This window comes from Natronocalculus amylovorans, assembly GCF_023638035.1.
GTDB lineage: Archaea > Halobacteriota > Halobacteria > Halobacteriales > Haloferacaceae > Natronocalculus > Natronocalculus amylovorans.
Genome location: NZ_JAKRVX010000001.1, coordinates 51,656 through 75,514 on the forward strand (window position 1 = coordinate 51,656; position 23,859 = coordinate 75,514).

General features: G+C 50.9%; 20 protein-coding genes. 10 read left to right on the forward strand and 10 right to left on the reverse strand.

Annotated elements, in window-relative coordinates; translation table 11 throughout:
- The first annotated feature begins 78 nt into the window (after positions 1-78).
- On the forward strand, positions 79-1,188 hold the full coding sequence (locus AArcSt2_RS00315) for a DUF373 family protein (RefSeq protein WP_174653072.1): 1,110 nt from the start codon (positions 79-81) through the stop codon (positions 1,186-1,188).
- Positions 1,189-1,210: 22 nt separating this feature from the next.
- Here AArcSt2_RS00315 and AArcSt2_RS00320 read toward each other — a convergent pair whose 3' ends face one another.
- The 6 genes from AArcSt2_RS00320 to AArcSt2_RS00345 all read right to left on the reverse strand — a co-directional run bounded on the left by AArcSt2_RS00320 (position 1,211) and on the right by AArcSt2_RS00345 (position 7,224).
- Positions 1,211-1,402, reverse strand: a complete 192-nt coding sequence (locus AArcSt2_RS00320) for a DUF7333 family protein (RefSeq protein WP_174653071.1) — start codon at positions 1,400-1,402, stop codon at positions 1,211-1,213.
- Positions 1,403-1,468: 66 nt separating this feature from the next.
- A complete protein-coding gene (locus AArcSt2_RS00325; RefSeq protein WP_174654567.1) occupies positions 1,469-2,206 on the reverse strand; it encodes a hypothetical protein in 738 nt (245 codons plus the stop codon).
- Positions 2,207-2,321: 115 nt separating this feature from the next.
- The gene (locus AArcSt2_RS00330; RefSeq protein WP_174653070.1) at positions 2,322-3,161 is read right to left on the reverse strand and encodes an aldo/keto reductase; all 840 of its coding nucleotides are present in this window, start codon (positions 3,159-3,161) and stop codon (positions 2,322-2,324) included.
- A gap of 76 nt (positions 3,162-3,237) precedes the next feature.
- A complete protein-coding gene (locus AArcSt2_RS00335; RefSeq protein WP_174653069.1) occupies positions 3,238-4,485 on the reverse strand; it encodes a digeranylgeranylglycerophospholipid reductase in 1,248 nt (415 codons plus the stop codon).
- Positions 4,486-4,600: 115 nt separating this feature from the next.
- Positions 4,601-5,464: a 2-oxoacid:ferredoxin oxidoreductase subunit beta gene (locus AArcSt2_RS00340; protein ID WP_174653068.1), complete on the reverse strand. Its 864-nt coding sequence runs from the start codon at positions 5,462-5,464 to the stop codon at positions 4,601-4,603.
- The gene (locus AArcSt2_RS00345) at positions 5,461-7,224 is read right to left on the reverse strand and encodes a 2-oxoacid:acceptor oxidoreductase subunit alpha (protein ID WP_174653067.1); all 1,764 of its coding nucleotides are present in this window, start codon (positions 7,222-7,224) and stop codon (positions 5,461-5,463) included. Before AArcSt2_RS00345 ends, AArcSt2_RS00340 begins: the two co-directional genes overlap by 4 nt.
- A gap of 326 nt (positions 7,225-7,550) precedes the next feature.
- Between AArcSt2_RS00345 and AArcSt2_RS00350 the strand changes: the two genes are divergently transcribed.
- The 8 genes from AArcSt2_RS00350 to AArcSt2_RS00385 all read left to right on the forward strand — a co-directional run bounded on the left by AArcSt2_RS00350 (position 7,551) and on the right by AArcSt2_RS00385 (position 18,506).
- The gene (locus tag AArcSt2_RS00350) at positions 7,551-8,189 is read left to right on the forward strand and encodes an FAD-dependent oxidoreductase (RefSeq protein WP_174653066.1); all 639 of its coding nucleotides are present in this window, start codon (positions 7,551-7,553) and stop codon (positions 8,187-8,189) included.
- Between the two features lie 49 nt (positions 8,190-8,238).
- Positions 8,239-9,939: a methylmalonyl-CoA mutase family protein gene (locus tag AArcSt2_RS00355; protein ID WP_250582170.1), complete on the forward strand. Its 1,701-nt coding sequence runs from the start codon at positions 8,239-8,241 to the stop codon at positions 9,937-9,939.
- A 63-nt stretch (positions 9,940-10,002) separates the two neighbouring features.
- Positions 10,003-11,964 carry an acetate--CoA ligase gene (acs, locus tag AArcSt2_RS00360; protein ID WP_250582172.1) on the forward strand — a complete coding sequence of 654 codons (1,962 nt, stop codon included), beginning with the start codon at positions 10,003-10,005 and terminating at the stop codon, positions 11,962-11,964.
- Positions 11,965-12,091: 127 nt separating this feature from the next.
- On the forward strand, positions 12,092-13,831 hold the full coding sequence (locus AArcSt2_RS00365) for a bacterio-opsin activator domain-containing protein (RefSeq protein WP_250582174.1): 1,740 nt from the start codon (positions 12,092-12,094) through the stop codon (positions 13,829-13,831).
- An 89-nt stretch (positions 13,832-13,920) separates the two neighbouring features.
- The gene (gene acs / locus AArcSt2_RS00370) at positions 13,921-15,900 is read left to right on the forward strand and encodes an acetate--CoA ligase (protein WP_250582176.1); all 1,980 of its coding nucleotides are present in this window, start codon (positions 13,921-13,923) and stop codon (positions 15,898-15,900) included.
- Between the two features lie 94 nt (positions 15,901-15,994).
- Positions 15,995-16,414: a DUF4212 domain-containing protein gene (locus AArcSt2_RS00375; protein ID WP_250582178.1), complete on the forward strand. Its 420-nt coding sequence runs from the start codon at positions 15,995-15,997 to the stop codon at positions 16,412-16,414.
- Positions 16,411-18,042 carry a sodium:solute symporter family transporter gene (locus AArcSt2_RS00380; RefSeq protein WP_425493632.1) on the forward strand — a complete coding sequence of 544 codons (1,632 nt, stop codon included), beginning with the start codon at positions 16,411-16,413 and terminating at the stop codon, positions 18,040-18,042. The genes AArcSt2_RS00375 and AArcSt2_RS00380 overlap by 4 nt, the downstream gene beginning before the upstream one ends.
- Before the next feature lie 2 nt (positions 18,043-18,044).
- Positions 18,045-18,506, forward strand: a complete 462-nt coding sequence (locus tag AArcSt2_RS00385) for a universal stress protein (RefSeq protein WP_174653059.1) — start codon at positions 18,045-18,047, stop codon at positions 18,504-18,506.
- Between the two features lie 373 nt (positions 18,507-18,879).
- Here the strand turns inward: AArcSt2_RS00385 and AArcSt2_RS00390 are convergent, their stop codons facing one another.
- Positions 18,880-20,250, reverse strand: coding sequence for an HD domain-containing protein (locus AArcSt2_RS00390; protein WP_174653057.1), 1,371 nt, complete (start codon positions 20,248-20,250; stop codon positions 18,880-18,882).
- Between the two features lie 95 nt (positions 20,251-20,345).
- Here AArcSt2_RS00390 and AArcSt2_RS00395 point away from each other — a divergent pair, with 95 nt between their 5' ends.
- Positions 20,346-21,956 (forward strand): long-chain-fatty-acid--CoA ligase, encoded by a 1,611-nt coding sequence (locus AArcSt2_RS00395; RefSeq protein ID WP_250582180.1) that lies wholly within the window; start codon positions 20,346-20,348, stop codon positions 21,954-21,956.
- A 55-nt stretch (positions 21,957-22,011) separates the two neighbouring features.
- Here the strand turns inward: AArcSt2_RS00395 and AArcSt2_RS00400 are convergent, their stop codons facing one another.
- The 3 genes from AArcSt2_RS00400 to AArcSt2_RS00410 all read right to left on the reverse strand — a co-directional run bounded on the left by AArcSt2_RS00400 (position 22,012) and on the right by AArcSt2_RS00410 (position 23,666).
- The gene (locus AArcSt2_RS00400) at positions 22,012-22,887 is read right to left on the reverse strand and encodes a MinD/ParA family ATP-binding protein (protein WP_250582182.1); all 876 of its coding nucleotides are present in this window, start codon (positions 22,885-22,887) and stop codon (positions 22,012-22,014) included.
- A 73-nt stretch (positions 22,888-22,960) separates the two neighbouring features.
- Positions 22,961-23,350 (reverse strand): universal stress protein, encoded by a 390-nt coding sequence (locus AArcSt2_RS00405; RefSeq protein ID WP_250582183.1) that lies wholly within the window; start codon positions 23,348-23,350, stop codon positions 22,961-22,963.
- Between the two features lie 43 nt (positions 23,351-23,393).
- Entirely contained in the window at positions 23,394-23,666 is a 273-nt protein-coding gene (locus tag AArcSt2_RS00410) for a DUF7520 family protein (RefSeq protein ID WP_174653053.1), read from the reverse strand.
- Positions 23,667-23,859: the final 193 nt, after the last annotated feature.

Below are 23,859 nucleotides of genomic sequence, written 5' to 3' on the forward strand. Positions count from 1 at the left end.
CACTCCCTGAGTGCACACACCGTAACACATGGAGAGAGACCTGATGGATTTTTATGATCACGCGTACTTCGAGCGCATGTGACTACGCTCGTTTTGTGTGTTGATCGAGCAAATGATATCGGACGCAAGACCGGGATCAAGCCGCCGATTGCTGGATGGGAGGCGGTTCGATCGCTTGTGACTGATGTTGGATTAGCTGATCCGGAGGATTCCGCAGTTAATTGTCTCCTTGAGGCATTACGAGTCACCCGTGAACTGAGAGATGCGAATGAGGCGGCGGTGGTTGCGGTTGTCTCTGGACAGTCAGACTCGCTTGTTGGTAAGGACGTCTCGCTCGCATCACAGATCGATCAGCTAATCGCACAATATGAGCCGACGAGTGCAATCATTGTAACCGATAGCGCTCAAGACGAGCGTGTGATTCCGGTCATCGAGAGCCGGCTTCCGGTCGATGGTGTTGACCGCGTTGTTGTCCGCCAAGCACGAGATATTGAGTCTACATACTACCTGCTTAAACAGTTCCTCGCGGATGAAGAGCTCCGATCAACTGTCCTCGTCCCGCTCGGGATTAGCTTGCTGTTGCTTCCTGCGTTGCTCATCCAGTTCTCTATCACAGTTGCGCTTGCAGGATTTGCAGCGTTGTTGGGCGCTGCACTATTATATAAAGGACTTGGGATAGACACGTTCATCGAGTCGATCCCTGAGCGAACACAAGACGCCCTATACTCAGGGCAGGTATCGGTTGTGACGTACGTAGTTGCAACGGGACTTGGGCTGGTTGGGCTCTTTTTTGGTGCTCTTGCGGTTACGGAGCCGATCGGTCAAGATGCGGTGTTTCTCCCTGCGATTCAGTTTGTTCACAGCAGCGTCCCATGGATTGCCGTCGCAGGTGTCACTGCAAGTGCGGGCCGTGTATTAGATGAGATCCTCGGTTCTGGTGGAAACAAAACACCGTATCTAAACCTCCCGATTGCGATCATCGCGGTTGGAATCGTCATCCGTGGATTTTCTGGATACTTTCTTGGCCACAGCATCGAGATGGGAACGATCGCCGCAACGGCAAGCCAACGTCTTGCGCTATTTATTGTTTTAGGGATTGTTATCAGTCTTGTTGGTGTCCGAGCGGTAATGTATCTCGATGATTCGGTTGAGCTGCCGGCAGAGAATGAGATGGACACTAAAAAATAGCAGTACGTGTCCTGTTAGTTCGTCAGTTTACTGCGCGGTACTCACCGTGTTTGACACCAAGTGCGAGCATAATCACACCAAAGACTGCCATTGATGGAACAACCATCGTTAGTATGGTCGAGGTAACCATCATGTTCGAACCAATCATCCCTGCGGCACCAACTCCAATGAGCCCGAGGAAGGCAATTGCTGTTGTTACAGTATTGAACTCCATACGCGATTGTAAGGGCTGTAAAATAGTAAGGGTATGGAAATTGGACGTGATTGGCTTGAGCCTAATTTAGCTGTTTTTTGGCCGGATTAGATTTGCAAGCGCGACAAGCAGTCCGAGCCCCCATCCAAGTGGCACGGCAATTGAAAGCCACATGAGAACGTAGCCAAGTCCCGGTAGCCCATACTCCTCACCAAATGTGTCGAGGTCGCCAGCCCCACGCAGGATTTCATTCAGACCACCAATCGAAAGTGGATTCGAAAGCATCCATGCAGCAAAGTCATAGCTTGCGGGAAGGATAATATCTCCAAGCGGTGGATACGATATTGCAGCAACAACAGGTGGTAAGAATAACGCAGTCATTGCTGCTGGATACGCCAATACAACCGTGGTAATCCGTCCACCAACTCGGCTGAAAAAGACTGCCAAGCCGGATGCAAACGTTGCAACAACGCTGGCTGCAAACACAGCAATGAATCCGGCTGATGAGAGTTGGAGGTGTGCAACGGCTGACAACGCCCCCCATACAATCACCGAGACAAGGATGACGCCTAAGATACCAAGCCGCGTCGCGGCAGTATTGAATTTTGCGGCGTAAAATCGTGTTGCAAACCCGACCAGCAAGAGTGGATAGCCAACTAGAACGAGCGGGAGGCCCAATGCACCCCAACCATAGTAACCTGCTTTTTGTGGTGCAGTTTCCGGCTTCCACTTGCCGAGCACTTGGCTCGGATTCAACTGGCGCGGGAACAACACCTCCATCCACGTCTCATACAGACGGATGATATCGATACGGATTGCCCCTATCAATCCTGGTGACCCACGTGACATTGATGAATACTGTCGTGCGGGGGGACGTGAACTTTGTGACTCGTACCGTGTCAGTATATGGTCATATTACTGGATGTATATTAGTTGTTAATTACTGGTTCCACGGGCCAAAGCTAGGATCAACGCGCCGATCGGTCCGATCGATCGCGTCAATTGTACTGATATCTGCATCGTTTAATTCTAACGCAAGCGACTCCCAGTTGTCACGAATGTGTGTTTCACCGGTTGCTTTTGGAATTGCCGTAATGCCCTTGTCTCTGAGCCATGCAAGACTGACTTGCGCTTCTGAGACGTCGTGTTTGTCCGCGATCTTGGTAAGTTCAGGAACATTGAACACCTCACCTCGGGCAAGTGGCGAGTATGCGACAATCTCGATATTGTGTGCGGCGCATGTTTCTCGAACTGCATCTTGCTGCAGGAGCGGATGACACTCAATCTGATTTGCAAAGATCGGCGCGTCACTCGCCTCAACCGCCGTCTCAATGTCTGTTGGTTCGAAGTTACTGATCCCAATTCGATCGATGACGCCATCATCATACAGTTCATTGAATGCACGGAACGTTTCTTCTGGATCGTACGCACGAGCAGGCCAGTGGATATAGAGTAGATCAACAGTATCAACGCCAAGTCGATCAAGGCTCTCTTGGGTTGTTTTCAGCGTGTCCTCGTAGCTTAGATTGTCGATCCAGACTTTCGTTGCAAGGAATACGTCTTCGCGATCGACTGCTGCCTGTTCAATTCCTGCGCCAACCTCCGTCTCGTTCCCGTATATTTGTGCAGTATCGATATGGCGATACCCCATATTGAGTGCCGTTTTGACACTGTTTGTACAAGCGTCTGGATCTGTATTCTCCCACGTCCCTAATCCGAGCAGTGGTATTCCATCCGCAGTTGGGCAGTCGTTCGCTGTTAGCTGTGGCTTGTTTGTCATCATCTCTCCGTTGGGTGCCCAGATGAAAAGACGTTCTGTCACCCCGCCTATCGTGCCGGAATCAAAACCCCCTCTGTTAGTTCCACCGTGGTGATTTCGTCAACCGCTCACGTGCATACCCGAGTAGTAACGGGATATCTCTTGCATGAATGAGCTTTCGAAGTGCGAGTTTATTCCCGGAGTTGATATTCGAGAGAGACCCATTACCGATTCGGTTGAGATCGTCCATCAGTTGGTCGTAGCGCTCGTTCGGTGCAAGATACAACAGTTCGGTCATTGTAAGTCTCGCACGCATTCGTGGGGCAACCTGCTCATGCCAGAGCTGATCGTACGTTGCCATTGCATCTGCAGACGTGTCCGGTTTCGTCGAAGTCAGACATTTGTCAACAGTTATTGCAGCCGCACGACCGGAGAGCATCCCTTTGTGGATTCCCTCTCCCCACAGTGGATCGATCGTTGGAACGGTATCTCCGATCGCCATGAACCGATCGGTACTCAGGCTCGTCGGCATCTGGATGTGTGCGGAGCCACGATGTTGTTTCCCTTCCAGTTTGGTTGCATTCTTGAAACGCGGATCGTTCTCTAACCAGTACTCAAGATAATCGTCCACGGTCATCCCTGCTTTAGCATACTCTTGATGACGGTTATTCTGAATATAACAGATGCCGACTTTTGCGGTATCTCCACCCGTATGGAAGATCCACGAGTAGCCACCGGGGGCAAGCTCATGGTCAAGCCGAAGCATCATCGCATCGTGTAAGTCGGCATATTGTGGATGGTCTATCTCAACTCCTTCCATCTCGTATTCGATCCCAATTGCTTGATTTTCTCGCTTGAGGTTGCAGACGCCAAGCGCTTTAGCAAGTGGCGCGGCAGGGCCAGTCGCATCAATGATGATATCAGCATACACCTCCTCGTCACCGTTGTATCTGACACCTGCGATCTCATCGCCGTCCATAATTGGACGGGAGACACGAGAATCAAACCAGTACTCAGCACCGTTCTCTCGACTATCTTTTACGAGGAACCGCTTGAAATCTGCAAACTCAAGCACAGCGCCAGGCTGGGTCTGCACATAGTGTTTATTTGGCGATTCAAGAACAACATCATCTGTAAACTGCATCACGACATCATCTGGGATGCCGAAGGAGGCCATCATCGACGGGAACGTACCAGCAGTCGATTTGTTGCTCTGTCGAGGGAATTCCTCTTCAGATTCGGTTTCGAGAACAACGACATCATAGCCGCGAGCTGCGATATCCCGTGCACATTGTGCGCCCGCGGGACCCGCACCGGCAACTATCACGTCGAAACGATCGGACATACTGGAAAGTGTTTCCAAACACTAATCAGTGTTGCTGAAATGCGTCGCTGTAGGCCGAATACGACCTTTTAGCCAGGACAGATACCAGCGAAAAGAAAACTATTGTAAACGTGTGTTAGTAGAACTCGCGAACGAGGTCCATTGCGTCTTCAGGTGCACCATCACCGATTTCGGTCATATTCTCGGTCACACCGTGTGCTTCGCCGTATGGTACCGCGTTCTCGTCGCGGTACATGACACCCTGGTACTCCTTTTCGGAGTCAAGGATTACCTTCTTTGCTGCTTCGTAATCCGTCTCGTCGTGTCCCTCCTCTTTCAGGTCGACTAACGAATCACGGAAGTAGTCATACGTATCGACGTCATTGAACGTCACACACGGACTAAAGACATTAACAAATCCAAAACCGTCGTGCTCGATCGCTTCCTGGACGATCTCCGCATGTCGAAGCGCGTCCGAAGAGAACGACTGTGCAATGAAGCTTGCACCGGATGCAAGCGCCAGTGCGAGTGGATTAACTGGTGGCTGTTTTGGCCCTTGTGGGGAGGTTGACGTCTCGAAGTCATCTCGAGAGGTTGGTGATGCCTGTCCCTTGGTCAGCCCGTAGATCCGGTTGTCCATGACAACGTAGGTCATGTTAACGTTTCGTCGAACAGCGTGAATGAAGTGGCCTGCACCGATGGAGTAACCGTCACCGTCTCCACCTGCAACCATCACTTCAAGCTCTGGATTTGCGAGTTTGACACCCGCTCCGACTGGAAGTGCGCGACCGTGGACGCCATGCAGCGCGTAGCTATGCATGTATGTCCCGATCTTCCCAGAACAGCCAATCCCAGCAACAACAAACGTGTTGTCAGGATCGTTACCCGTGTTAGCAAGTGCTTTCATCATACCGTTCATCGTCCCGAAGTCACCGCAGCCGGGACACCAGGTTGGTTGTTTGTCGGATTTGAAATCCGTGAATCGAACTTGTGAGCTCATTGATGAACCTCCGCCGTTTCGGCGAGTGTCTCCTTGATATCTTCTGCGAGTTCGTCGGCCTTGAATCGCACGCCGTTGTATTTATTAATCCGCTGCACACGGCGGAGCGAATCGTGTTCGAGAATGTTCGCGAACTGTCCAGTGTTGTTACATTCGACGACAATGACATTCTCTGCGGCGTTGATCTCCTCGGAAAGATCTGGTCGTGGGAAAATGTACGGCACAGAAATAACGTGGACATCCAGATCATCCTCCGCGAGGAAGTCAAGCGCCTCTACGAGTGCTCCTTCGTTTGATCCCCACGAAATAACCAAGTTGTCAGAATCAGGATTCCCGAACTCTCTGTAGTCGAAGCTCTCGCGTTCAATCGCGGTTTCGACCTTACGGTTCCGCTTGTCAACCTGTTCAACACGCATGCCGGTGTCCTCTGTTCGGCGACCGAGTTCGTCGTGTTCCAGACCAGTCGACATATGTGCGCCGCCTGCGGTTCCTGGCTTTGCACGTGGACTGATTCCGTCTTCAGTTAGCGCATGCGTTCGGAAGTGCTCGGACTCATCGAGCCACTCATCAATCTCATCTTCATCAACGAGTTTTCCACGATCGATCTCGACTTGATCCATGTCGAACGCTTCCGGCGGGTAGGTCTGTTCGGTCACAGCAAGTGCAAGGTCTGCAGCCAAGTAGACTGGAATGTTGTACTTTTCTGCGAGGTTGAACGCCTCAACAGTCTTCCAGAAACACTCATCGATCGATGTTGGTGTGATCACAAAGCGTGGGATCTCACCGTGGCCACCGTAGAGCATCTGGTTGAGATCGCCCTGCTCTTGTTTCGTCGGCATTCCGGTCGATGGACCGGAACGCATCACGTCAACAATGACGAGCGGTGTTTCAGATGTTGCGATGAGGCCGAACGTCTCAGTCATGAGGTCGATACCCGGACCGGACGTTGCAGTCATCGAACGTGCACCAGCACGTGCCGCACCAAGTGCCATGTTGATCGCAGAGAGTTCGTCTTCCGCTTGGACAACATGTCCACCATAGCGCTCAATTCGACCAACGAGGTACTCCATCACGTTGGTCGCTGGTGTGATTGGGTATCCCGAGTAGAATCGGCAGCCAGCCGCAAGCGCACCCATTCCGATCGCCTCATCACCGTTCAACAAGACGTAGTCGTTCTCTGTCGTTTCAAGATTGAAATTAAACTCGTGGTCGTACTCATCGCCAACGTAGTCGCGTCCCAGCCGGGCAGCGTCTTTGTTGTTATCGACCAGTTTCTGTCCTTTATTTCCGAAGCGTTTCTGCAACGCTGAATCAAGGTTTTCGATCGGGAAGTTTGTGACCTCACACGCGGCCCCAAGTGCAACAACGTTGCGCATGATGGCCCCACCAGCATCCTCTGCCAGTGATTTCAGTGGAACGTCCAATCCGACCATCTCGTCTGGAATCTCAACACCCTGCATCGTGGTTCGGTCACCATCGTAGATGATGACAGAGCCGTCGTGCAGCTCGTCAAGATTCTCTTCGATCGTCCGCGGCGTGAGCGCGATCAGAACGTCAAGTCGGTCCACGACACTCTGGACCTGGTCAACAGACGTGCGGATCTTGTACGCGGTGTATCCACCGCGGATACGGGACGCAAAGTCCTTTGAAGTAAACACGTGTCTCCCAGCCCGTGAGAGCGCCTGAGCAAAAATCTTCCCTGTGGAGTCAATCCCATCGCCGGCCTCGCCACCGATGGCCCAGTTAAAGTCCGCAGGCATATACTATCGTACGTCCGTTTCAGTGGATAAATCAAAAGCCTTCTGAAAGGAACTCCTCACGATTGTTGTTACGAATTGCAATATTTACCAACCCCAAAGTGACGAACGTACAGTTAATTGACTCATATAGCTATTTAATTTCGGATCCTGTGCGATATCTTCCGAATATTCCTTGGTTTACAACCATCACTCGATCGCGGCAAACAACGTAAACAATATCCGTTTATTGATATTTCGGGGTCAACCCTCCGCTGTGAATCTCTCATTCAGTGGTATCTAATAGACAGAACGAACAGCCTTTGTCACTCCCAAAATAACCCTACTCTATGGATGCAACAGTTTCAGTTCGATCGACAGCAGATGTCGGCCCGAACACGATCGTTATTGAGTTTGACTCTCCTGATGGATTTGAGGCGCAGCCGGGGCAGTTTGTGAAGCTAACCGGCGAAGTCAACGATGAATCGTATTCTCGATTTTACACGCTCTCTTCACCTGATGTCACGGACACGTTTGAGGTCACGATCGGCATTGATGAGTCCGAAGGTGGCGAATTCAGCGTCCACCTTGGTACGCTTGAAGCTGGAGACGAACTTGAAATGAGCGGACCATTCGGCAGCGACTACTACGAGGGTGAGTCTCGCGTTGTTGTGCTTGCTGGAGGCCCCGGTGTCGGTCCCGCAATTGGCATCGGCGATCGTGCACTTGCGGATGGTAACGAGGCTGCGATCGTCTACCAAGATGACGCACCAGCGCATGAAGAACGACTCGCTGAACTAGAAGCGCGTGGGGCAACCGTGTACGTTGTATCCGATGGAATTGAAGACGCGGTTGAAGCCACCGTTTCTGGCGAGTCCGGCGAGCAAGTATTCATTTACGGCTTTGCGTCATTCATTGAGACTGCAGAGGCAGCGCTGGAAGCCATTGGAGCGGACCCATCCGATGCAAAAGTCGAAAACTTCGGGTAGTCACTGCACTAAGCAAATCCTTAATGAATAGTAAGGCAAAAATTGCGGTATGTACGATCCCGATGAACTCGATCGGATTCGAAGTGGAAAATCCGACTGGGAGAATGAGACGTTATCTCCGGTATTAGAGCGGTTTGGTGAGCGCAACGATCGGTTTGCGACCGTCTCAAATGTAGCGGTCGATCGGCTCTACACCCCAACGGACATCGCAGAGATTGATTATCTGGATGATATTGGTTTCCCTGGTGAGGAGCCGTACACCCGTGGTGTCTACCCGACGATGCACCGTGGCCGGACGTGGACAATGCGACAATTCGCAGGGTTCGGGACTGCTGAGGAAACAAATGAACGGTTCCACTATCTGATCGAAAATGGACAGACAGGGCTTTCGACCGCGTTTGATATGCCATCATTGATGGGAAAAGACTCGGATGACCCGCTCTCTGACGGAGAAGTCGGAAAAGAGGGTGTCGCCGTTGACACACTCAAAGATATGGAGATTCTGTTTGACGGAATAGATATCAGCGATGTCTCTACCTCGTTTACGATCAACCCATCTGCGCCGGTCATTTATGCGATGTATATCGCGCTGGCTGATCAGCAGGGTGTCGATCGATCCGAGATTCGTGGTACGCTACAGAACGATATGCTCAAAGAGTTCATTGCCCAGAAAGAGTGGGTAATTCCACCGGATCCATCGCTGTCACTCGTCACGGATGTCGTTGAATTTGCATCGTCGGAAACACCAAACTTCAAGCCTGTTTCAATTTCAGGCTACCACATTCGTGAGGCAGGCTCAACCGCGGTTCAAGAGCTTGCGTTTACGTTAGCAAACGGGTTTGCGTACGTTGAAGACGCGATCGATCGCGGGTTGGACGTGGACGAGTTCGCCCCACAGCTCTCGTTCTTTTTCAACGCGCACAACTCAATCTTTGAGGAAGTTGCAAAGTATCGTGCCGCCCGTCGAATATACGGGAAGGTAATGGATGAGTGGTATGATGCGGATGATCCAAAATCAAAGCAGCTGAAGTTCCACACCCAGACAGCAGGCCAATCATTGACTGCTCAGCAGCCATTGAACAACATTGTTCGAGTCACTATTCAGGCACTCGCAGGTGTGCTCGGCGGAACGCAGTCACTGCATACAAACTCCTTTGATGAGGCGCTTGCACTCCCATCCGAAGAGTCCGTTCGTGTCGCACTTCGGACCCAACAGATCATTGCTGATGAGTCAGGCGCAGCGGATTCGATCGATCCGCTTGGTGGGAGCTATCTCATCGAAACGCTCACAGAAGAGACCGAAGAAAAAGCGATGGCCTACATTTCTGAAATTAAAGAGATGGGTAACGGCTCAGTCCGGGATGGAGTCCTTGCAGGTATCGAAGAAGGATATTTCCACCGCGAAATACAGGATGCATCATACGAATATCAATCACGGGTCGAGACCGGTGACGAGACCGTGGTCGGGGTCAACAAATACACGATCAACGAAGATACGAGTCCCGAAATACTGCACGTTGATGAAACAGTCCAAGATCGTCAGCTCTCAAGACTTGCAACGGTGAAAGATGAGCGGGATGACGCTGACGTTGCTGCTGCGCTCGAAACGTTACAAGCCGCGATCGACACCGAAGAAAACGTCATGCCTGCACTTATTGCGGCGGTGAAAGCGTACGCAACAATGGGCGAGATTATGGATATGTTTGAGGCCAAACACGGCCGCTATCGTGAAACTGTAACTGTACTGTAATGTGCTTTGGATCGGCTTCAGACACGGGCAACATATACTTGGCTGCAGCCTCCTTGTGAATGTATGACGGATCATGCGGACGATCGCACCGGGCAGCCGAGTGGTCTCGATTCAGAAGAGACAAAGATTGATCCACCGCCCGGGTTCGTTGAGACCGCAAACCTCTCCGAAAGGGCTGTGTTTGATGAATTTGTGACCGAGTGGCCAACCTGTTGGAGTACCGCGGCTGATCGGTTAGATTGGGAGACACCATACGAGACGATCCTTGATCAGTCGGATGCGCCACGCTATCGTTGGTTTCCGGAGGGCACACTCAATGCAGCTTACAACTGTGTCGATCGACATCTGGAAACGCGAAAGAACCAACTTGCGTTGACATGGATTGGAAAACGAGACGAGCGGGAGGTATACACCTACTTAGACCTCTATAGAGAGGTCAATGCTGCTGCGGCGGCACTGCGTGCACAAGGCGTCTCTGAAGATGATGTGGTTACGCTGTATCTTCCGATGATACCCCAACTGCCGATTATGATGCTCGCATGTGCACGTATCGGTGCACCACATAACGTAGTCTTTGCAGGCCTTTCAGCTGAAGCGCTTGCAACACGGATGTCCGCCGCTGATTCCAGTCTACTTGTCACTTGTGATGGATACTATCGACGTGAGACCGCGTTTAATCAAAAAAGCAAGGCAGACAACGCCCAGCTGAGGCTCCCGTATGAGCTTGAGAGTGTAATTGTCGTCGATCGGCTCGGTACAGAGCTGACAGTACACCTTGGTGAACGCGAACATGACTATGATAAACTCATTTCTGCACACCGCGGTGAAACGGTCACACCAGTTGCTCGACAGAGTACCGATCGACTTTTTGTGATGTATACATCCGGAACAACCGGCGAACCGAAAGGTGTCGAACACAGCACTGGCGGCTACCTCTCGCATGTTACATGGACAACTGAGTCTGTCCTCGATGTGAAGCCAGAAGATACCTATTGGTGTGCAGCCGATATCGGTTGGATCACCGGTCACTCATACGGCGTCTATGGACCGTTGGCGCTTGGAACAACATCTGTACTCTACGAGGGAACACCTGATTATCCCGATCGGAGCCGAGTGTGGGAACTCATTGAACAGTATGCGGTAAATGTGTTTTATACTGCACCAACTGCAATCCGATCGTTCATGAAATGGGGAGAAGCGTACCCAGCACAGCATGATCTGTCATCGCTTCGGCTGCTTGGAACTGTTGGTGAGGCAATTACGCCGCGGGCGTGGGAGTGGTACTACGAACACGTTGGCGGTGGCGAATGCCCGGTTGTCGATACATGGTGGCAGACAGAAACGGGTGCAATCCTCCTTGCAACGCTTCCAGGTGTCTCAGCGATGAAACCCGGAGCGTCGGGGCCACCCCTTCCAGGGATTGAACTATCTGTAATCGATGAGTTTGGCGAGCCAGTTGCTCCATATGAGCCAGGCTATCTAACGATTACAAAACCGTGGCCCGGAATGTTACAAGGGCTTCGTGAAGGGAACGATCGATACCACCGTGAGTACTGGCAGGAGACAGATACTGGCTGGGCGTACAAAACCGGTGATGGTGCACTGGTCGACGAAGATGGCTATGTGACAATACTTGGGCGGGTTGATGACGTAATAAACGTCCAAGCACAACGGTTGACGACAACCGAACTGGAGTCAACGATTGTTGAAGTAGACGGTGTGACGGAAGCGGCGGTTGTTGGCGACGACAGCGGATTAATTATTGCGTTTGTGACAATGAAATCCACCGCCATCGACGAGTTAACCGCCCGCAATAGGATCCGTGAGCAGTTGGTGTCAACGATTGGCTCGGTTGCTGAACCAGAACGGATTATTTTCACGCCAGAGCTGCCAAAAACGCGATCTGGAAAGATTATGCGACGACTTCTTGAAGATATCGCCTGTGGAAACGAGTTTGGTGACATCAGTGCGCTTCGCAACCCCGAAGTTGTTGGTGAAATTGACTCAACGGTTAGAAACAAATAAGATATTTCGTTTTTCCAGAAAAATACGAACCTTATAATCCGTTTTTGACTCTGGTAACGGAATATATTGAAGTTAAAGCGGTACGAAAACCTACTTATAATTTCGCGATAATTTCAAAAGACGAAATATGAGCGCCAAGTCAACTACATACGTGTTGAGCCAATCACAGTACGAGACACTGTGTGCTGCAGCAGAGACGTATCGATCGGCGCTCATCATCCGACTAGCTGGGGAGGCGGGGCTTCGGACCGGTGAAATTACGCAGGTTCAGATACGGGATCTGACAACAATCGATGGACAACCGCTACTGTCTGTTCGTGATACCGCCGGCGCAGTCGATCGGGAGGTTCCTCTTTCACAATCAATCGCCAGAGAGCTCGCGCGGTATGCCGAAAGCGTTGGTGCTGAGGAGGAGACACCGCTCATAGATATCTCTTCGCGTCGGGTACAGATGCTTATTGCAGATACAGCAAAGACTGCAGCTGAACGATCCGATGAGAGTGACATTGCGGATGTTACTGGCCACACGCTTCGCACATTTTTTGCACGCCAGCTGCTCACTAAACGTGCCGTTGATCCAAACGTGGTCCGTCATGTTGGGGGATGGGCTTCAATTGGATCGCTTGAGCCATATCTCCCAACAGTAGATACAGAACAGGCGCGACGTGCACTCTCAGCAAAAGAAACGCAGAATCCGAATTCAGTGAGTCCGTCAGAAACCGGCACTGAATTACACGCAACGTTTTCGGCAATTGAAGAGATACTGCAAGCAAATAATCAAGAAACCGTTCGGAACGCGGTGCTTACGGCACTCACAGGTGCATGGCAGTGCGCATGGATTGTAGAGGCTGGCTACACAGGCGATCGGACAACAGTTCGATCGGTTGAGGGAGCAGAAACAACTGTAAGCACACTCACTGCAAACGGTCTTCGATCGACTTCGGACGATGATCCTTGGATAATCGCAGAAACGACTGGTAAGGCTGTGTTTGAAACACCATACGATGGGGCCACTAGACCACTCACTGTTGGTGCAGTCCCGCTTGCTCACGGTAATGCACGCTATGGGGTGCTCTGTGTTTCACGTTCGGAACCAACGGATGTGCAACCGGTGGAACGGCGTGAGCTAATGATCCTTGGAGACGCTGTGGGACGAATGTGTACGTCGTTTCGGTGGCGAGATCTTCTGCACTCGGACAGCGTTACTGAATTGGAGTTTGAATCAACGGATACGACCGATTTTGCCGTTAACGTGAGCACCGAGTTTGATGCTACCTTCACACTCGACTCAACAGTCGTTGTGTCGGATTCGAAACTGTTGTGTTACGCATCCGTGAGTGATGTCTCAGCCAAAGATGTTGCAACCGTTGCGGATACACGTTCGGATATCACTGACCTTCGTATTGTAGAATCATACGAAAATGGGATTACGATCGCATACCTCGTCCATGACAATTCACTCATGCAGACGCTCACAAACCATGGCGGTACCATCACCGAGGCATATGCGAAAGATGGGACACTGAAAATAACGGCTGAAGTCCCAACAGGAACCGATATCACGCCTATTATTGAGGGCATTCGCGCCGTCTCTCCAACGGTCCGACTCGCCGGCAAGCGGACGGTTGACCGACCTCCAGAGACGGTTGAATCAGTACGAGAGAGCACGTTAAACACCCTTACAGACAAGCAACGATCGACGCTCTCTGCGGCTTATTATGGCGGATATTTTGATTGGCCCCGTGGGAGCACAGCTGAAGAGATGGCAGATACGATGGGCGTCTCATCTCCAACATTCCACAACCACCTCCGAAAAGCACAACGAGCGCTGCTCGATGCGGTGTTTGACGAACCATCTGCAAGGTAATATCCCGCTTGGTAGTGTAGTCCTGTATGATTGTTTTGTATAATTAGACCTGCTGTTTATTACCCCACATTGATTGTATATTGATAACCATGACAGATGGTGACGTGGAACTTGAAGCAAGATTAGCTGAACAGGAGGCGTTTGACCCACCGGAGTCATTCACAACGCAGGCAAACGCAGCCGATCCAGCGATCTACGAAGAGTTCGAAGAAAACTGGCCGGAGTGTTGGGAGCAAGCAGCAGACCTTATTGAGTGGTTCGAGGACTATGACGAGGTGTTAGACGAGAGTGACGCACCATTCTATGAGTGGTTCGTTAACGGGAAAACGAATGCATCCTACAACTGCCTCGATCGACATCTCAACGAGCGTGGAGACAAGGTTGCACTTGAGTGGATCGGAGAACCGGTGGATGAGGATAACCGATCGTTCACCTACGAAGAGCTTTATCAAGAGGTAAATGAGTTCGCAGCAGGACTCCGCGAGATTGGTGTCGAAGAAGACGATGTCGTCACGATGTATATGCCAATGGTTCCGGAGCTGACAATCGCGCTCTTGGCATGTGCACGCATTGGCGCACCCCACAGCGTGGTTTTTGCAGGCTTCTCTGCAGATGCACTTGCAACCCGAATGAATGCGGCATCGTCTGAGCATCTTATTACATGCGATGGCTACTACCGTCGCGGTGATCCTCTCGATCACCTCAAAAAAGCGAATGAGGGCCTCGACGGAGTTGACCATTCCGTAGAGACTGTCGTTGTCGATCGACTTGGCGATGATGGCTTCGGACACGACCTCACAGACGCACAGACAGGATATGCAGAGCTGAGAACGGCACATGAAGGGGAGACGGTTGAACCGGTTCACAGAGATGCGGAGGATATGTTGTTCTTAATGTATACCTCCGGAACAACTGGCCAGCCAAAGGGTGTCAAACATACCACCGGTGGCTATCTCTCGTGGGCTGCGTGGACCTCACAAAATGTCTTAGATCTCAAGCCGGAGGATACATATTTCTGTTCGGCAGATATCGGTTGGATTACCGGCCACTCATACATCGTTTACGGGCCACTCGCGCTTGGAACGACAACGATGATGTACGAAGGAACGCCGGATTACCCTGATAAAGATCGGCTGTGGGATATTGTTGAATCATACGAGGCAACACAGTTGTACACCGCCCCAACCGCAATTCGGGCGTTCATGAAGTGGGGGAAAGAACATCCGGAGAAACACGATCTCTCATCGCTTCGGCTACTCGGAACCGTTGGCGAGCCAATCAACCCTCGCGCATGGAAATGGTACTACAAACACATTGGAAACGAGGAGTGTCCGATCGTCGACACATGGTGGCAGACAGAGACCGGTGGTATGATGATAACAACCCTTCCAGGTATTAAAACAATGAAACCGGGCTCTGCAGGCCCACCGCTCCCCGGTGTTGATGTTCGTATTGTCAACGCCGCAGGGGAAGAAGTCGAGGCTGGTCAAGCAGGCTATCTCACTGTTCAAAAACCATGGCCTGGAATGCTCCGGACGCTGTATCAAAACGATGAACGTTTCATTTCTGAGTATTGGCAAGAGTATTCAGATCCTGAAGAGGACAAGTGGGTCTACTTCCCGGAAGATGGTGCCAAGATCGATACCGATGGCTACATCACCGTTCTTGGTCGCGTTGATGATGTGATCAATGTCTCTGGACATCGCCTTGGGACGATGGAGATTGAATCCGCAATCGTCGGTGTCGAAGGGGTTGCGGAGGCTGCTGTTGTCGGTGGAAACCACGAAATCAAAGGTGAAGCTGTATATGCGTACGTCATCACCGAAGACGGCTACGAAGAGAACGAGGAACTCCGAAGTCGAATCGTTGCTGGTGTCAATGAGGCGATCGGACCAATTGCAAAGCCTGAATCGGTTGTCTTCACTCCTGAGCTTCCGAAAACCCGATCTGGGAAGATCATGCGCCGTCTGCTTGAAAACATCGCAAACAAAGAAGAGATTGGGAATACAAGCACGCTTCGAAACCCCGAAATCGTAACCGAGATCCAACAAAAGGCACAAAATAACTAGTTTATATTGGGCACACTTCGCCCAACTTTCGCTGCTCAGTTGAGAGTCAGCTTCGATCCAGTATTGCCACTATACTAGTCAACACAACCCAAATATGTCAAAAATTAGCTCAGAAAATCAGACAGAAGAACAGGGACCGATAGAAACAGCTGGCGGAACGAAAGAAACTGCGGACTATCTGGACACCGAGATCAATATTTTCAAACCACAGACGCCGTTCATGCGCGATCATCTCAAAATTGTGTGGACGTCGTTTATTGTGTGGGTCGTGTTCGTTTTTGGCCCGGTCACTGCAACAGTGCTTGCACCCGACGTAATGACCGGAACCACAGTCCTCGGTGGCTACCCGCTTCATTACTTTTTGACGGCGCTTATTGCGCCGTTTGGAGCGCTTGTACTGTCAGCGGCATATGCATACCAGCGCGATCGGCTTGACACAAAGTATGGGATTACACACGAGTCACAGAGTACAGATCCAGGAACTGGCGTCGCCGCAGATGGTGGTGAAGAATGATGGATCCGATCGTCCTTGAGACTGCACTTGACGTCGGAGATTTCAAACTCATCCCTGCACTGACGGTCGTTGCAATGTTGGGGCTGTTTCTTGCGATCGGATGGTTCTTCCGTGTTGCAGAGGTTGATGATCTGTGGGTTGCAGGGCGGTCGATCGGGTCAATTGAGAACGGAATGGCGATCGGTGCAAACTGGATGAGTGCGGCTTCGTATCTCGGTGTTGCATCGTTAATTGCACTCTCCGGCTACTTTGGGTTGGCGTATCTCGTCGGCTGGACAACCGGCTATTTCATTTTGCTCATCTTCATGGCGGCACAGTTTCGGCGGTTCGGAAAATACACCGCCCCTGATTTTGTCGGCGATCGGTTCTACTCGGAGACTGGCCGTGCAATTGCAGCAGCCACAACGCTGCTGATTGCATTTGTCTACGCGGTTGGACAAGGAAGCGGAATGGGTCTCATGGCGCAGTACATTTTCGGCGTTCCGTATGAGGCTGGTGTCATTCTGCTCATGGGTGTCACCATTGGCTATGTCGCGCTCTCTGGAATGTTGGGGACAACGAAGAATATGGCGCTGCAGTACATTATTCTGATCAGTGCCTTCCTCGTTGGCCTGTACGCGACTGGATTCTCCCAAGGATTCTCCAACGTCTTCCCATATCTGCAGTTTGGTGAGGAGGTTGCTGCGGCTGCAAGTATTGAAGCGCAGTTCACCGAGCCGTTTGCGAACGCAAGTTTCTATATGTGGGTCGCAACCTGTTTCACGTTAATTGTTGGAACATGTGGGCTGCCACACGTGCTTGTTCGATTCTATACTGTCGACAACGAGCGGACTGCTCGCTGGTCAACTGTCTGGGGCTTGCTCTTTATTTGCCTCCTCTATTGGGGGACGGCTGCATACGCGGCATACGGAGCGCTCCTCTACGAACGCGAAGTTGGTCCGTTCACTGGAATGTCCGGACAAGAGGCAGATGCGCTTGTCGTACTGACCACCCAACTTGCAAACCTCCCTGAGTGGCTCGTTGGATTAGTTGCTGCAGGTGGTGTGGCAGCAGCACTTGCGACGACTGCAGGGCTGTTTATTACTGCATCATCCGCTGCAGCACACGACATCTACACTAACCTCTACAAAGCAGATGCAAGCCAGCGTGAACAGATGATTGTCGGCCGAGCGACTATCTTGCTCGTCGGCGCACTCGTTACACTGACTGCGCTTAATCCACCGGCACTGATTGCAGAGCTGGTTGGAATGGCGTTTGCGATCGCAGGAACGGTAATGTTTCCAGTGTTCTTCCTCGGACTGTGGTGGGAGAACACGACGAGAGAAGGTGCACTCACGGGGATGGTCGTTGGACTGATTATCTCATTTGGCTCGATTCTTGATGCGTGGTTCTTCCAAGTTGGAGATGGAGCGCTGCAAGCAGTGCTTCCTGCGACTTCATCAGCACTCATCGGAGTGCCGATCGTGTTCATCACAATCATCAGCGTCTCGCTCGTGAGCAACGACCCACCAGAGCGGATCAAACGGTTGGTTCGACAGTGTCACAGTCCAGAGCCAATGAGTCGAATGCAAACCGCAGAGGAGGTTGCCGCAACAGACGGTGGACAGAACCAACCAGCAGATGACTAACAATGTACGATAATATTCTCATTCCGACAGATGGTAGCAACGTTGCAGAGAACGCAGTTGACCACGCGCTTGAAGTGGCCGATCGATTCGGTGCAAGTGTACACGCACTCTATGTGGTTGATACTGATGCAATGGACCTCAGCCTCGGTACGGAACAGGTTGAACGGATTAAAAGCGGAAAATACCGAGATATGCCTGAGCTACAAGCAGAAGCAAATAGTGCAACCCAAACAGTTGCGGAGAAGGCTGCAGACCGGGGAATTGCTTGTACGGAAGCTGTTGCCGCTGGCCGACCGCACCGAGAGATTGCATCCTACGCCAACGAGAATGACATTGATCTTATTGTGATCGGTTCGCACGGCCGATCGGGCGTCAAGCGGGTCTTACTCGGGAGTGTGACGGAGCGAGTACTCCGAACGACAGAGATCCCGGTACTAGTGGTTGATATGCGAAAAGACGAGTAGTTCCTTTACCCGTTATGTTCAAACCATTCGTGTGTGCAGCGTTCGTCACAGAGATAGCGAGTAGTCACGCGATCGCCTGACGGCGATTGGCTCAACCGAGCAATAAGATGTCGTTCTGAAAGGCGGATTTCAGACTGGCAATTGATACAGGACTCGGTAGTGTTCCCTCGGCGATCCCACAGCTGATGTGGATTGATCCGCTGTATTCGTGTATGCGTGTCAAACCCCGGTGGTGTCTGCCCAGTGTACTCCGAAAGGGACATAACTGCTCGTTTGGCCGCGTTGCTCTTTATTCTTTTCAACATATTGATATTTGTGTGAGTATAGTGATAGGGGTCGTACTGTGTGCGTATATACTGCATACGATATGAGACTAGTTATCTGCATGAAACCACTCTGTGAGTGTTTTGACAGCCGTTTTGTGATGCCCATGTGGGACAAAGACGAACGGGATTGGGCTGTCAAACGATCGATCTCCATATAGGCCCCAATCACCGACAGATCGGGTTGTCCCACCGTATGCGATCGGGATATCTTTCAGCTCCTGTGGTTCATATGCGGGTACGTATGATCGCTCGATCCAAACCTCATGTGGTGGTACAGACAGTCTTTCCGCGAGTTGGTGTTTCAACTGCTCTCGATTTGCGATGAGCCAGCTACTAAATTCGGAGAGTGGCGCATCCACTCGGTCGGCATACGCAATCCGATGTTTCCAACAGGTTTTCGGAAACGTTCGAGACCGGAATCGATCATACAGATCCGAAAGCACACCAGCCGATTCATTTGCAGCGGCATGGAGCTCATACAATAATGTGCTATCGTCTGCTCCATCCTCGAGGACGCGATCGATCGTCAACACTGGCTCCTGTGCATGTGTTTGAAGTCGTTTTAACAGTTCTCCGAGCAAAACGTTTGCGTACACTGATTTGTGATGCTGTGTGACCCACATATAGATCGCAATCCGGCTTTCAAGATAGTTCCCGATTGTACTCAGTGCCTTATCTGAAAGCGCCAATCCGGTATCAGGATGCGAGGTGTAGGAATCCAACATCCGTTCGGTGTCAAAACTCAACACATCTGCGCCGGTCATCTGGTTATCTCGAGTGATGTAATCAAGCCTATCAACATCAATCGGGGAGTGCAGGATTTGCGCCGCAACACCATACTGCCACTCTCCACCCCGTTCATACTCGAGACTGTAGCCTAAGATATGTGCACAGACATCGAGAGGGTCAACACCCATTGATCGAAGCTCATTTTGATAGCGTTCTAAGACGATGAGACAGCTAAGCAGTTCATGCGGTGCACTCTCCTCGATCGGTGATGGCGTGACACCTGCAGCATCAAAAGCGTCTGCAAGCCCATGTGACTGAAGTTGTGTTGTGAGTGCAGTGGTGTCTAACAGGTGCTCTGAAATATGGGAGAATGGTGGATGGCCAATATCGTGTAATAATGCCGCACATTCGAGAGTTCGTTGGATCCTATCTAACTCATGTGCATCCATCTCTCGTGGAAAGTACGGTTCCGATCGAAGGTTCTGCAGAACGGTTCGAGCAAGATGATACACTCCAAGACTGTGCTCGAAACGGGTGTGGTTTGCGCCAGGATAGACGAGGTGTGTTGCCGATAGCTGTCGAACGTACCGAAGCCGCTGGAACGGCCGTGTATCTACAATAAGATCCATCAGATCCTGATCGAGCTCAATATATCCATGCACAGGATCTTTGATCTGCGTTGTCGACATTATACTGTGCAAGTACCCACAATAGTAAGTGATTATGATTCGCAGAATCCGACACTGTCAAAACGTTAATTAATAATATAGTATGATTATAGAGTATGGAAAAACCTCTGCTGGTCACTGACTTTTTAGACAGAGCTCGGCGTCATTATGCTGAACAAGAGGCGGTCGTGGCGACCACTGGTGAGCGTTTTACATACACCGAACTTGGCGATCGTGCAGACGGATTCTCCGCAGCCCTCCAAACTCGAGGTATTGCAAAAGGCGATCGCGTTGCAGTGCTTGACCCAAACACACATTATCACCTTGAGGCAGCATATGGTTCAATGCAGCTTGGCGCGGTTCATACGCCACTGAACTACCGGCTCGTTGCTGATGATTTTGCGTACATTCTCGCTGATGCGGGAGTGAAAGCGATATACGCCGATTCTGACTATGCCGAAACCATTGAAACAGTCCGTGATGAGATTCCAACTGAGATTTTTATTACAAACGATGTAGATGCTGTCGATGGTGAATGGCTCTCGTTTGACTCACTCATTGATGAATCAAGGGTATACGATCGGCCAGCAATGGCTGAAGATGAGATTATTACGATCAACTATACCTCAGGGACAACAGGTGACCCAAAGGGAGTCTGTCGAACACACCGTACGGAGACACTTCATGCGTACCTGATTACTATCCACCAAGAGATCCGAGACGATGATGTGTATCTGTGGACACTACCAATGTTCCACGTCAACGGTTGGGGCCATATTTATGCAATTACAGGAATGGGAGCAAAACATATCTGTACACGGGGGATTGATGCAGCTGATATCTTCAATGCCATTCACGAAGAGGCTGTATCGTACATGTGCGCTGCACCAACAGTGTTGAATATGCTTCAAGAGCATTACAAAAATCACGAGATTGAGCCCACAGCCGATCGACCGATTCGTGCTGCTACTGCGGGTGCTGCACCCCCAGAGGCAACAATTCGGACGGTTGAAGAGGAGTTCGGCTGGTATCTCAAACATGTGTACGGGGCAACAGAGACTGGTCCACTCGTTACCACGTCGGATGCCCGTCGGTATCTGGACGGAGATTCATCAAACCGGTTTGTAATAAAGAAGACGCAGGGAATAGGCTACCTCGGGACCGACGTCAGAGTTGTTGATGAAGATGGACACGACGTCGAGCCAGATGGACAAACGATCGGTGAAGTTGTCGTTCGAGGAAACCAAGTGATGGACGGTTACTGGGAGAAACCAACGGCCACAAAAGAAGCATTCTCCGAACGGATTGATGGCTACTACCACATGGGTGATCTTGGTGTTGTTGACGAGAATGGATTCATCGCTATTCAGGATCGAAAAAAAGATATCATCATTTCGGGTGGTGAGAATATTTCATCGATTGAGCTAGAGGACACGCTGTTTGAGCATGAGGCAGTCGGTGACGTTGCCGTCATCCCCGCACCATCGGAAAAATGGGGCGAATCACCCAAGGCGTTCGTCGTTCCACAGAATGGAGATCCAAACAATCCAGCGACAACGGCTGAAGAACTGATTGCATTCTGTCGCGATCGAATTGCAAGCTACAAGGTTCCAAAAGCGATCGAATTCGTTGAAGCGCTCCCAACCACCGCAACAGGGAAAATACAAAAATACGAACTACGGGCAAGAGAGTGGGACGACGAAGACCGAATCGTTAGCCAAAAATAACCGAATGCTACGGCCAACAGATTTCCCTACCGAACACTGGGTACAAAACCTGGTGTCAGGAATCTGTGACGAACTGAAACCCATCGTCGGGATCATCATCTGTTTTTAATGCGGTGTCTCCCGGGTCGGCTGCTTCCGCTGCATCTGCAATCTGTTCTGCATTTGTAAGGTCGCCGATTCCGCCGGTTCCGATCGCACCAGGTGTGTTTGCGTCCGTTGACTGGTGAGAGAAAATGAGCGAATCTGCAATTGAGAAAAATTCCGTTGCAGCATCCGATTTTGGTCGGTACGTAACAACGGGCTCTCCTCGATCTTGTGCTTCTGGGACCGCCGAATCATTAGGAACTGCACCAACTAGGTCGGTCTCGAGAAACGCGGCCAACCGTTCTGGTGGTGGTGCATGCCCAGTTCCACATCGATTAAATATGACTCCTGCAACGGTGCCATTTACTCTCTCTGCAAGGGCGATCGTTTTCTTTGTATCACGGACGGCCGCAACACGTGGGGTCGAAACAACAAGCACTTCATCAGCAAGTCGAAGCGGGTAGATCGTTTCGGGACTCACCCCTGCGGCGGTATCTAAAATCACAAAATCATACGACGGTTTTAGTGTCCGCACAACGGGGGCGATCGTCGCAACATTGACTGCATTAAAATCTTCAAGTGCGGTTCCAGCGGGAAGTATATCGACTCCTGAGTCCAGACGATGAACTGCATCCGTCACAGACGCAGTGCCTGAAAGAACAGTGTGCATTGTCTGTGTTGGCTCAATATCTAAAAAGTCGACAATGTTTGCCATTGCAAGGTCAAACTCAAGAACAGCAACTCGTTCACCAGCTTGCGCTAGCGCAACACCGAGATTTACTGCAGTCGTCGTTTTTCCGACACCGCCTTTTGCGCCCGCAATTGCAATAACAACCCCCTCAGCCATACCTACCTCTCATCGCGTGCACGACATAAATATACAGGATGCAATTATCGACTCCGAGAACAACAGCGATGGGTTATGTTTTCACAACTGTGATTGGGCGATCCGACTCAAGGATGACGCTTTGGGTAACGCTTCCGAAGAGCGCCTTTCCTGTCGGGGAGCGCTTTCGTCCACCAATCACAAGAAGGTCTGCATCCACATCTGCTGCTAATGACAAGATTGCATCGCTTGGATTACCACTGTCTTCTCGGACAGTATAGCCTATTCCTGCATCATTCAACTGCTCAGTCAGCCGACGGACGCTGCCAATCTGTGTCGCCGATGCACCGCTTGGATTATCCTCAAAACAATGGAGAACGGTGATATTTACATCCGCAGTATCGATTGGAAGCGACACTATTGCTTTTCCGAGGCTTGTACCCGAGTCTTCGGACTGGTCAACACCAACAACAATTTGGTACATATTTAATCAGGTTAGATACGAGGAGTATTGATTCTGACGTTACTCAGCGATTCTGCCCTGGCTCAGCGTCGTCAATATGTTCTGAGACATATGTAACAAGCCACAACAATACTCCAAGCACTACCGCAATCGTTACCGCACCATACACTGCAAGCCCCACTGACGTTGCTGGGAGCTCTATCAGAAAGAACAGGCGGGGCTCTGTAACATCAGACACAATTCGTGGCAATAAGAACCCAGTGAGGCCAGCAAACGCAACAACACCAAGATAAATGATGATAATCAACCGTGGGCCACTTAACGAGCGTTCAGACACACTAGACACTATTCAATATCGGCCAATAGCCGTTTCGGGTTCAATATAGCGCAGTCACTGTAACCGATGTGAATTTCAAGATGGGACGCATAGCCCGAGTATGGAAGACCGTGACCTCCTTGGCCTCGTCCTTGCAGGTATCGCAATTATGATGTTTATTACTGGAATCGTCCTCGTCATCTGAGGTCAGTTC

Coding starts and splice junctions, on each gene's coding strand:
- AArcSt2_RS00375 (WP_250582178.1), top strand. CDS start 15,995: ATGTCAAAAATTAGCTCAGAAAATCAGACAGAAGAACAGGGACCGATA.
- AArcSt2_RS00335 (WP_174653069.1), bottom strand. CDS start 4,485: ATGTCCGATCGTTTCGACGTGATAGTTGCCGGTGCGGGTCCCGCGGGC.
- acs (WP_250582176.1), top strand. CDS start 13,921: ATGACAGATGGTGACGTGGAACTTGAAGCAAGATTAGCTGAACAGGAG.
- AArcSt2_RS00405 (WP_250582183.1), bottom strand. CDS start 23,350: ATGTACCAAATTGTTGTTGGTGTTGACCAGTCCGAAGACTCGGGTACA.
- AArcSt2_RS00350 (WP_174653066.1), top strand. CDS start 7,551: ATGGATGCAACAGTTTCAGTTCGATCGACAGCAGATGTCGGCCCGAAC.
- AArcSt2_RS00380 (WP_425493632.1), top strand. CDS start 16,411: ATGATGGATCCGATCGTCCTTGAGACTGCACTTGACGTCGGAGATTTC.
- AArcSt2_RS00395 (WP_250582180.1), top strand. CDS start 20,346: ATGGAAAAACCTCTGCTGGTCACTGACTTTTTAGACAGAGCTCGGCGT.
- AArcSt2_RS00385 (WP_174653059.1), top strand. CDS start 18,045: ATGTACGATAATATTCTCATTCCGACAGATGGTAGCAACGTTGCAGAG.
- AArcSt2_RS00330 (WP_174653070.1), bottom strand. CDS start 3,161: ATGACAAACAAGCCACAGCTAACAGCGAACGACTGCCCAACTGCGGAT.
- AArcSt2_RS00365 (WP_250582174.1), top strand. CDS start 12,092: ATGAGCGCCAAGTCAACTACATACGTGTTGAGCCAATCACAGTACGAG.
- AArcSt2_RS00400 (WP_250582182.1), bottom strand. CDS start 22,887: ATGGCTGAGGGGGTTGTTATTGCAATTGCGGGCGCAAAAGGCGGTGTC.
- AArcSt2_RS00390 (WP_174653057.1), bottom strand. CDS start 20,250: ATGTCGACAACGCAGATCAAAGATCCTGTGCATGGATATATTGAGCTC.
- AArcSt2_RS00340 (WP_174653068.1), bottom strand. CDS start 5,464: ATGAGCTCACAAGTTCGATTCACGGATTTCAAATCCGACAAACAACCA.
- AArcSt2_RS00345 (WP_174653067.1), bottom strand. CDS start 7,224: ATGCCTGCGGACTTTAACTGGGCCATCGGTGGCGAGGCCGGCGATGGG.
- AArcSt2_RS00355 (WP_250582170.1), top strand. CDS start 8,239: ATGTACGATCCCGATGAACTCGATCGGATTCGAAGTGGAAAATCCGAC.
- AArcSt2_RS00320 (WP_174653071.1), bottom strand. CDS start 1,402: ATGGAGTTCAATACTGTAACAACAGCAATTGCCTTCCTCGGGCTCATT.
- acs (WP_250582172.1), top strand. CDS start 10,003: ATGACGGATCATGCGGACGATCGCACCGGGCAGCCGAGTGGTCTCGAT.